This is a genomic window from Paramuribaculum intestinale, assembly GCF_003024925.1.
Classification (GTDB): domain Bacteria; phylum Bacteroidota; class Bacteroidia; order Bacteroidales; family Muribaculaceae; genus Paramuribaculum; species Paramuribaculum intestinale.
Genome location: NZ_PUED01000101.1, coordinates 1 through 9,457, shown reverse-complemented (window position 1 = coordinate 9,457; position 9,457 = coordinate 1). Strand labels below are relative to the sequence as shown.

Genomic DNA, 9,457 nt, shown 5'->3' with positions numbered 1-9,457 from the left:
TGCCCCGACAATAATCAACTACTTTCGCAGGAGGGCCACCAACGCCTCGGCCGAGGCATTCAACTCAAAGGTCAAGATCTTCCGATCGCAGATGCGTGGAGTAAGAGACCGAGACTTCTTCATCTTCAGACTCGTCAAACTATACGCCTAAACTTTAACATTTAAAATCTTCAATTTTAACAAATGCACCGGGATTTCGGCTTGACCCCTAATCACCTTTATTTGATTTTCCATAAATCGTTTCAATCGTACACTTTTAGTACACCTAATAAAAGAAATAACGACTAATAATCAGATGATTATCAGTCGTTATTGGTACCCGGACCCGGGCTCGAACCGGGATGGATTGCTCCAACGGTGTTTGAGACCGTCGCGTCTACCGATTCCGCCATCCGGGCATTGCGGCAGCAGGCGCCGGTGTCGCGCCTGAAATCCGGGGACAAAGTTAAGGAAGTTTTGCCATTTGGCCAAAAATAACGTCATATTTCGGTCGTTTTTGGCTCAGGTTTGGCTGACACTCAACTGGAAATTCAGCTGATATAATGAAATGATACCTGAAGTCTTGTCGTCGGCCGTGAAGATAACGGCGTCTGTGTCATTGCCAATAACGATAAAGCATTCCAATCCAGGTAAGGTGCTATACTCAGGCGTTGTAAAGATAGCGTTTGATCGATCGTTTTGGCGTCTTTTCAAACTCGTTGGCTATGAGCTGTATCCGGTCGATGCGTTCGTAGGGCGCTACAAGCCGGTTGAGCTTTTCGGTCACCTTGGCCATTATTTCCGGAAGCATGGCCGACGTGACTCCGCGCCGGTCCATGGCTTCGTAGTCGGGGTAGACGAGCGCTATCAGGCGTTTTCCGCGCTCCACTACAAGACTTTCAGCCACAAACGGCATATTGTTGAGCTTTGCCTCGATCTCTTCGGGATAGATATTCTGGCCGTTGGCGGAGAGTATCATGGTCTTGTAGCGTCCCTTTATGAAGATCGTGCCGTCAGGGCTTACAGTACCCATGTCGCCGGTATGGAGCCACCCGTCGCTGTCGAGCACCGCCTCTGTGGCCTCCGTGTTTTTGTAATATCCCTTCATGACGTTCTGTCCGCGCACGCATATCTCGCCCGGTATATCTTCCGGCTTGTCGCTGGTCACCTTCACTTCCATCACCGGAAGAATGCGTCCCGATGAGCCGGGAATGAAAGTCTGCCAGGGGGTATAGCTTATGAGGGGGCCGCATTCGGTCATGCCGTAGCCTACGGTGAACCGGAAGCGGATGCGGTGGGGAAACGCTTCGACTTCGCTGTTGAGCGGAGCGCCGCCGGCTATCACTTCTTCGAATTCTCCTCCGAATGCTTCGGTCAGCCGGCTGCGGATCTTGGCGTAGACCGTGCGGTTGAGAAGCGGCAGCGCCATCAGACGCTTCATCGACGACCGGGAGATGACCGGGAGTATCTGGTTGCGGTAGATCTTTTCGAGTATGAGCGGCACGCACAGTATCAGATTAGGCCTTACCTCGCTCATGGCTTTCAGAAGCGCTTTGGGCGACGGCAGCTTGCCGAACAGTGTGATATGTGTGCCTACGGCAAGAGGCACGAGCATGTCGAAAGCACATCCGTAGGCATGGGCCAGCGGAAGGAACGACAGGCATCGCGACTCCCGGTAGTGGAGCTTGGATCGCATGCCGAACACCACGTTGCCCACAAGATTGCTGTGCGTCAGCATCACGCCTTTTGAGAAGCCTGTGGTGCCTGAGGTGTAATTGATCTCGGCAAGCGAATCGGGCGCCATGATGGGATAGTCGATCTCCGTCGGGCTGAATCCTTCGGGATGCTGTCGGGCGAACTCCTTGCGCAGGCGGCCTATGGCGCGGATCGCCCGGCCGGAATTGTCGGGATGTTCGGCCAGCACTTTCGCGTTGTCAAGGCTCATGGCCACCTTTACGCGGTGGAGCTTCTCGAATTCGATGTTCTCCCATATCGAGTCGCTGACAAAGAGCATCACCGAGTCGCTGTGGTTGATGATATGCTGTGCGTCCTGGACGTTGAAGTCCTGAAGTATAGGCACTATGACCGCGCCATATGTGACGGTGGCCATATACGACACTACCCATGATATGGTGTTCTTGCCGAGCAGGGCTATCTTGTCGCCCTGTTTCACTCCGCAGTCGCGAAGGAAGAGATGGGTGCGTGCTATGCGTTCTGCCAGTCGGCCGTAGGTCAGTGTCTCGCCTGAGGTGTAGTCGCTGACAGCCGGCAGATCCCAGTTGTCGCGGAAGCTGTCGGCATATATCTGCAATAGGTTTTCGTCGTACATAGTTGTGGCTGTCGGTGATATGGGTGTCTGTTCTAACAACGATGTGCGGCCACAAATGGTTCGTTGCCGGCTGTCGGATTGTCGCCGTCAGTTGTTTTCGAGGCCTTCGAGTATGGAGCGCAGCTCCTCGTCGGTGGCCGTCAGCCGCGAACGGCACTCGCGCAGCAGTTCGGTGGCGCGTCGGGTGTAGGCTGTCAGCTTGTCGATGTCGCACGAATCGCTCTGCATCGTGCGCAATATCGAGTCGAGCTCGCCGATGGCCTGGTTGTAGGTCAGTTCCTTTACTGGCTTCGGTTGGTTTTCCATTGTTCAGTAAGTGGTCGTTTGCTGTTATTGATTATGATTGTTGTCGGCGCCGACGGTAGATACTACCCGTCCGTCGGCAACGATCGTTTCGATGACTGTGCCGTCAGGCATCTGTCCGACCGATTTTACGGCATGTCCGTCAATGCGTGTTATCGAATATCCGCGTCTGAGCGTGGCCATTGGCGACAGGGCATCGAGCAGGGCGCCGGTGGAGTCGAGTCTTTGACGGCTGCGTTCCATCGCTGCACAGGCCGCAGTAGCGATATTCTCGCCTTTGGCGGTGAGGCGGGCGCGTTCTGGCGCGGTGCGGGCGGTGGCTGCGCCCGACAGCTGCATGGCTCTGGCGCCGATCATCGCGTTGGCGCGTTCGATGGCGGCCTTGGGGGCATGGGGCAGTTGTCCCTCTATGTAGGCGAGCTGAGTGCGGCATCCGCCTATGCGGTCGGTGACGGTCTGGAGTATGTCGGCGGCGGTGCGTCTCAATCCGTCGAGCAGGGTCTGTGCCTGGCCGACGAGCCATTCGGCTGCCGCTGTCGGGGTCTTTACCCGCATGGCGGCCACATAGTCGAGCACGGTGACGTCGCGTTCGTGACCTATCCCCACTATCACCGGCAGCGGGAACTGAGCCACGTTGGAGGCCAGTTCGTAGCTGTCAAATGATATCAGGTCACTGGTGGCTCCGCCGCCGCGGATTATCACCACGCAGTCCCATTCGTCATCGTCAGAGGCTATGCGTTCGAGGGCGTTGATCACCGAGGCGGTGGTGTGTTCGCCCTGCATCACGGCCTCAAACAGTCTGACTCTGAATCGCAGACGCTGTGGGTTGGCGTAGAGCTGATGCATGAAGTCGCCGTAGCCGGCCGCTCCCGGAGCGGAAATCACGGCTATGCGCAGCGCCGGAACAGGCCATGGCAGCCGTTTGTTCATCTCGGCTATCCCTTCGCGTGTCAGCCGCTGCAGTATCTCGCGCCGGCGCCGCTCCACGTCGCCTACCGTAAAGGAAGGATCGACGTCGGTGATCACCAGCGACATGCCGTAGGCGCTATGAAAATTGACTGTTCCGCGCACGAGCAGCTTCATGCCTGTCGACATGCGCTGTCCGGTGACGGCCGCGAATTTCATTTGCAGGCAGTTGAACTGCGAGGCCCAGATTATCGCTCTGAGGCGGGCTGTGACGGCTCCTGTCGCTTCGTTTTTTTCTATCAGCTCCAGATAGCAGTGGCCGCCGGAGGTGCGCATGTCGGAGGCTTCCGCCACGGTCCATACGTCGCGCAGTTCGGGTGTGGCCAATCTTCCGGCTATGCAGGCTGTAAGCGCGCCCAGGCTGATGGCTCTATCTTCCGATACGGGAACGGCTGCGTCGAGGATCATTTCAGCGGCGTGAATTTTTTTCCGTTCCACCTGTAGCTTTTCTCGCCCAGCAGATATGGCGCCACGGTCTCATATATGTCCGACGACAGAAACTGGCGGGTGTTGTTGGTCAGTTTCAACACCGCCGATGAAGGGTCGTAGGAGTAGCTGATCAGCAGGAACGGCACGAACGCCTCCACTTCTACCTTGTTGTCGCGCCCCTTGTCGGTGAGCCACTGGTCGAGTGTCGGACGAGTGAATGCCGATGCTGTCATATCGGTCCGCCAGTCGGAGCTTCTGATGCTTATTTTGCTGTCGGGAGCCGGTGTGGCCACTGTCGATATAAGCATCACCAGCGTGTCGCCTTTGGCCGTTGGCAGCAGGTCAAGCTCGTAGCTCGAAGAATCGGTCATTTTAACGCTGAGGCTCAACGGACTGATGGCCGTCACGGCCGACTGTCCCTGCATGGCGTTGGCGGTGGTGTTGGTCATGCCGTTTTCGAAGTAATCGATCATGTCGAGTCTGGCGTTGCGGTCGAGCAGCGGGAACACCTGTCGCGGAGCTTCGACAAAGACCTTGGAGGCAGTCAGCGGCGACTGTGCGGATGCTCCCGCGGCGGCTGCGGCCAAAGCGGCCATGAGCGTTACGGTGCGTAGGATCTTCATAGGTCGTTATTTTTTCTTCCGGGAGCTTTTCTTGGTGCCCCCGCGGTTTTTCTTGAGGAAATATTCGTAGGTGGTTTCGGGCTTCTCTTCAGCCACGGCTCCGCGTTTCTTACGGGCCGATGCGCGGGCGTAGTCCTTGTCGGGATCGGCTATCTCGCTGTAGATGCGTTTTCCGGCGTATTCTGCTCCGGAGAGCGCGCCCACCACCCGTCGGGCGTCGGCCTTGGGCACGTCAAAAAGCGAATATCCCGGCATCAGGTCTATGCGTCCCACGTCGACACGCTTGCCCTCCACCGTATGGTTGAGCATATCGATGAGGTTGCCGGCAAAAAAGCCGTCGGCCTTGCCTGCGTTGACATAAATGCGTGCCATGCCGCGCTGAGCCGTGCGCCGGTCCTTGTCCTGGTCGTTTTTAGGGCGTTCGGGTTTCTCGCGGCGGGGCTTCTCGTCGATGAAGTCTATCACGGGCGCGTCGCGGTAGTAGTCGAGCAGACGGTTGAATTCGAGCGAAAGCACTCTCTTCAGCAGGTCTTCCTGCGAAAGCCATCCGAGCTTGCGGCTCACCCCGGGCAGATATTTGTCGATCTCTTCGTCGTCGACCTTCACCTTCTCTATCCGGTCGGCCAGATTGTAGAGCTGCTTTTCGATGATGTGCTCAGGCGTAGGCACCTCCTTGCGCTCGAATCTCTTGCCGATCTTCTTCTCGATCTCGCGCAGTTTGCCTTTCTCGCGCGAGTGTATGATGGCTATCGACACTCCGGTCTTGCCGGCGCGTCCCGTGCGGCCGGAGCGATGGGTGTACACGGCCGGATCGTCGGGCAGTCCGTAGTTGATCACATGGGTCAGATCGTCTACGTCGAGTCCGCGGGCGGCCACGTCGGTGGCCACGAGCAGCGATACCACTCCGTCGCGGAATTTGCGCATCACTATGTCGCGCTGCTGTTGCGACAGGTCGCCGTGGAGCGCTTCGGCGTTGTAGCCGTCGGCTATCAGTTTGTCGGCAATCTCCTGCGTATCGCGTCGTGTGCGGCAGAATATGATGGCGTAGATGTTGGGCGAGTTGTCGGCTATGCGTTTAAGAGCGAGGTATTTGTCCTTGGCGTTGACCATGTAGTAGATATGCTTCACATTGGCCGATCCTTCGTTGCGGTTGCCTATCACGAACTCCGTGGGCTCATGCATGTATTTGCGGGCTATGCGGGCTATCTCGTTGGGCATTGTGGCCGAGAACATCAGCATCTTGCGGTCGGCCGGAACGCATGAGAGTATCTCGTCGATGGAGTCGAGAAAACCCATATTGAGCATCTCGTCGGCCTCGTCGAGCACCACTGTGTGCACTCCGCTCAGATCCACCACTCCGCGCTTTATAAGGTCGATCAGTCGTCCGGGAGTGGCCACGATGATCTGCACTCCGTTTTTCAGAGAGCGTATCTGGCTCTCGATCGATGAGCCGCCATAGACGGGGAGCACCTTGATCTGCGGCATATACTTTGAAAAGTCGGCCAGATCAGAGCCGATCTGCAGGCATAGTTCGCGGGTGGGGGAAAGGATGAGCGCCTGAGGCCTCCGCATCTCGGGGTCGATGCGCTGAAGCACCGGGAGGCCGAATGCGGCAGTCTTTCCGGTACCGGTCTGTGCGAGAGCCACCACATCGCCCTCGGCGCCTTCGCCGAGCAGATGCGGTATGACTTTCTCCTGCACCGGCATCGGTGATTCAAAACCCAGTTCTTCGATGGCGCGGCGGAGGTTCTCGTTGACGCCCAATTCTTCAAATGTCATGATTTATTGAAATATAATGAAGTTACAAAGGTAATAAAAATACTTCAACCCTATAACAATTTAATCGGTATAATGATTTTGCGATGTAAATGCGACCCCTGCGACCATGTCCGACGGTCGGATAGATGACGATTTCATGCTTCGATGGAAAAAATCGTGCATGAAAATGCATTTTTGCCGCTTTTTCTTGCGCGGTTGGTAAAAATGCTTTACATTTGCTGTCGGATTTACACATATTACTTAACAAAAGTTGGTTTTTCCAACGTTTAATCTAACAGAATGAAAGCAACAGAAGTACTCGCCGATCTCAAGCGTCGCTTCCCCAACGAGCCGGAGTATATCCAGGCGGTGGAGGAGGTGATCACCACCATCGAGGATACCTACAACGAGTATCCCGAGTTTGAGCGCTACAATCTCATTGAACGCCTCTGCATCCCCGACCGGATATTCTCCTTCCGTGTCAGCTGGGTCGACGACAAAGGCCAGGTGCGCAACAACATGGGATGGCGCATCCAGCACAATAACGCCATAGGCCCGTACAAGGGTGGCATACGTTTCCACTCGTCGGTCAACCAGTCGATACTGAAGTTTCTCGCCTTCGAGCAGACTTTCAAGAACTCGCTGACCACCCTCGCCATGGGTGGCGCAAAGGGTGGCTCCGACTTCTCGCCCAGAGGCAAGAGCGACATGGAGGTGATGCGCTTCTGTCAGGCCTTTATCCAGGAGCTGTGGCGACAGATCGGAGCGGACACCGACGTGCCCGCCGGAGATATCGGCGTAGGTGGCCGCGAGGTAGGCTATATGTATGGCATGTACAAGAAGATGGCTCGCGAGAATACCGGTACCTTCACGGGCAAGGGTCGTGAATTCGGCGGTTCGCTGATACGTCCCGAGGCTACAGGCTACGGCAATGTCTACTTCCTGCTCAATATGCTGCAGACGCGTGGTATCGACATAGCTGGCAAGCGTGTGGCTATATCCGGATCGGGTAATGTGGCTACGTACACCGCCGAGAAGCTCATATCGCTTGGCGCCAAGGTGGTGAGCCTTAGCGATTCCGACGGCACAGTGGTTATCCCCGACGGACTGACCCAGGAGCAGATGGACTATGTGTTCCGTCTGAAGAACATCTATCGCGGACGCATCAGAGAGTTCGCCGAGGAGTACGAACTGCCGTATCATCCCGGAGAGCGCCCCTGGCAGATTGTCGACTGCGACATCGCAATGCCCTCGGCCACGCAGAACGAGCTTGACGGCGACGACGCCCGCGCGCTCCTCAAGCAGGGTGTGATCGCTGTCAGCGAAGGCGCCAACATGCCTTCGACCCCCGACGCTATCAAGGAGTTCCTTGCCGCACGCATACTTTATGCTCCGGGCAAGGCCGCCAATGCCGGCGGAGTGTCGGTGAGCGGTCTGGAAATGGCCCAGAACTCCCAGAAGCTCTCGTGGAGCGCCGAGGAGGTCGACTCAAAGCTCCGCCAGATCATGGCCGACATACATCATCAGTGCGAGCTGTTCGGCAAGGAGTCCGACGGATTTGTCAACTATGTCAAGGGTGCCAACGTGGCCGGCTTCATGAAGGTGGCGCGTGCCATGATGGCTCAGGGTATTCTCTGACGCGTAACCCCTGCACGGCAATAAGAATAAGATCCGGCCGCACATCGCCGCCTCGCATGGTGGAGTGTGCTGCCGGATCTCTGTTTTCGATCGGTATATGCGCCGTGGTGTGTTAAAAAAGAGTTAAATGCATCGGAATGCGGACTAATGTGGTTGCGGTTGACTCTTATTATACAGCATGGACAGGCACAAATTCATACGACAACTGACCGATTATATGGAATCGCACAAGCAGCAGCTTTTCCGCTATGTGTGCTACCATGTCGGGAGCGCGGCCGATGCCGAGGATATACTCCACGATGTATATCTGCGCATGGCCGAGGGCTACGACGCCTCTTGTCCGGTGGGCAATATGCCCGGCTATGTCTATAGGTCGCTGTTCAACGCCTGTGTGTCTAATGCCCGTAGCGTCAGATGTCTGTCGCTCGACTCGCCTGAAGTTGAGCGGCTGATTTCCGAGCCGTCGGCCTGTTTCGAAGATGAGTTCCAGCGTGTCAGCATCATGCTGTCGGGCTTGCCCGAAACGTGCAGCGAGGTCATAAGGCTCAGGATCTATGGTTCGATGACGTTCGACAATATAGCCGAAGTCCTTGGTGTGTCGGCCGCCACCGCAAAACGCCGCTATTATCAAGGGCTTGAGTTGTTAAGATTAAAATACGATGTGTTATGAACCACTCCACCGACCAAAATGAGAGGGATTACGGCCGTCTGATCGAGGCTTTGACTCCGAAGCATGCACCCGTGACGCGGATGAAGTTTGTGATGCCGCGACATCGCCGTAACCGTCTGGCGCGTTTGCTGCATCATGTGGGACGTGTGGCGGCGGTGTTGGTGATAGGCGTCGGTATCGGATTGCTTCTTTCGCGTCCCGACACTACCGTGGCCGCCGAAAAGACCATGGAGCTCGGTATAGAGAAACTGCGTTCATCCAAGGGGTGTCGCATCGAATTGCAGGCAAGGATGCTCCCATCCACACACATCAGGCCGTTCAGGCTGTCGCCCGACGGAGAGATGACCCCTGTGGTGATGAACTATTATTCGGATTCGGTGAATGCCGGCATAACATTGGACTGGGTTGTACAAGGTCAACAGCACTTCATCAGGATATTGCCCGAAGGAGAAGTTTTTTTCGATGGTCAGAAACTCGAATCGTCGGTGCCTGCTGATTTTTTGCGCGGCATGTCGGTGATTTTCTGCTACGACAGCAGGAAGTTCCTCGAAATGTTCGATCGTCGGATGGTTGTGGACCGTGAAGGCAATGCCACTACTGTGAACGGATGGATGAAGGATGGCACTGTAGGCTTCGTCGCCAAGTTTTCCGACTATGGAGGCAGGCTGACGTGTTTCAGAATATCCGATATGTCGAGAAAACCTCATCTGATGATGCTGGAAACCACCTCGATCGAATATTTCGACTGATAGATCAATACCT

At 56.0% G+C, this 9,457-nt stretch carries 9 protein-coding genes and 1 tRNA gene; 4 read left to right on the top strand and 6 right to left on the bottom strand.

Going from position 1 to position 9,457, the window contains the following annotated elements:
- The first annotated feature begins 10 nt into the window (after window positions 1-10).
- Window positions 11-151, top strand: a complete 141-nt coding sequence (locus C5O24_RS08410) for a transposase (protein WP_420920342.1) — start codon at window positions 11-13, stop codon at window positions 149-151.
- Window positions 152-313: 162 nt separating this feature from the next.
- Here the strand turns inward: C5O24_RS08410 and C5O24_RS08405 are convergent.
- The 6 genes from C5O24_RS08405 to C5O24_RS08380 all read right to left on the bottom strand — a co-directional run bounded on the left by C5O24_RS08405 (window position 314) and on the right by C5O24_RS08380 (window position 6,408).
- Window positions 314-398: transfer RNA gene (locus tag C5O24_RS08405), tRNA-Leu, on the bottom strand.
- A gap of 245 nt (window positions 399-643) precedes the next feature.
- The gene (locus C5O24_RS08400) at window positions 644-2,308 is read right to left on the bottom strand and encodes an AMP-binding protein (protein ID WP_107681698.1); all 1,665 of its coding nucleotides are present in this window, start codon (window positions 2,306-2,308) and stop codon (window positions 644-646) included.
- Between the two features lie 87 nt (window positions 2,309-2,395).
- A complete protein-coding gene (gene xseB / locus C5O24_RS08395) occupies window positions 2,396-2,614 on the bottom strand; it encodes an exodeoxyribonuclease VII small subunit (RefSeq protein WP_107036967.1) in 219 nt (72 codons plus the stop codon).
- 24 nt (window positions 2,615-2,638) lie between these two features.
- The gene (xseA, locus tag C5O24_RS08390) at window positions 2,639-4,015 is read right to left on the bottom strand and encodes an exodeoxyribonuclease VII large subunit (protein ID WP_133165509.1); all 1,377 of its coding nucleotides are present in this window, start codon (window positions 4,013-4,015) and stop codon (window positions 2,639-2,641) included.
- Window positions 3,982-4,629 carry a DUF3256 family protein gene (locus C5O24_RS08385; RefSeq protein WP_107036965.1) on the bottom strand — a complete coding sequence of 216 codons (648 nt, stop codon included), beginning with the start codon at window positions 4,627-4,629 and terminating at the stop codon, window positions 3,982-3,984. The genes xseA and C5O24_RS08385 overlap by 34 nt, the downstream gene beginning before the upstream one ends.
- A gap of 6 nt (window positions 4,630-4,635) precedes the next feature.
- Window positions 4,636-6,408: a DEAD/DEAH box helicase gene (locus C5O24_RS08380; RefSeq protein WP_370524017.1), complete on the bottom strand. Its 1,773-nt coding sequence runs from the start codon at window positions 6,406-6,408 to the stop codon at window positions 4,636-4,638.
- A gap of 279 nt (window positions 6,409-6,687) precedes the next feature.
- Between C5O24_RS08380 and C5O24_RS08375 the strand changes: the two genes are divergently transcribed.
- The 3 genes from C5O24_RS08375 (at window position 6,688) to C5O24_RS08365 (ending at window position 9,444) form a co-directional block, all read left to right on the top strand.
- Window positions 6,688-8,025, top strand: a complete 1,338-nt coding sequence (locus C5O24_RS08375) for an NADP-specific glutamate dehydrogenase (protein ID WP_107036963.1) — start codon at window positions 6,688-6,690, stop codon at window positions 8,023-8,025.
- Between the two features lie 178 nt (window positions 8,026-8,203).
- Complete coding sequence (locus tag C5O24_RS08370) at window positions 8,204-8,695, top strand: RNA polymerase sigma factor (protein ID WP_107036962.1); 492 nt, start codon at window positions 8,204-8,206, stop codon at window positions 8,693-8,695.
- Entirely contained in the window at window positions 8,692-9,444 is a 753-nt protein-coding gene (locus C5O24_RS08365) for a hypothetical protein (protein ID WP_107036961.1), read from the top strand. Before C5O24_RS08370 ends, C5O24_RS08365 begins: the two co-directional genes overlap by 4 nt.
- The last annotated feature ends 13 nt before the right edge of the window (window positions 9,445-9,457 follow it).

Coding starts and splice junctions, on each gene's coding strand:
- C5O24_RS08400 (WP_107681698.1), bottom strand. CDS start 2,308: ATGTACGACGAAAACCTATTGCAGATATATGCCGACAGCTTCCGCGAC.
- xseB (WP_107036967.1), bottom strand. CDS start 2,614: ATGGAAAACCAACCGAAGCCAGTAAAGGAACTGACCTACAACCAGGCC.
- C5O24_RS08385 (WP_107036965.1), bottom strand. CDS start 4,629: ATGAAGATCCTACGCACCGTAACGCTCATGGCCGCTTTGGCCGCAGCC.
- C5O24_RS08380 (WP_370524017.1), bottom strand. CDS start 6,408: ATGACATTTGAAGAATTGGGCGTCAACGAGAACCTCCGCCGCGCCATC.
- C5O24_RS08375 (WP_107036963.1), top strand. CDS start 6,688: ATGAAAGCAACAGAAGTACTCGCCGATCTCAAGCGTCGCTTCCCCAAC.
- C5O24_RS08370 (WP_107036962.1), top strand. CDS start 8,204: ATGGACAGGCACAAATTCATACGACAACTGACCGATTATATGGAATCG.
- C5O24_RS08365 (WP_107036961.1), top strand. CDS start 8,692: ATGAACCACTCCACCGACCAAAATGAGAGGGATTACGGCCGTCTGATC.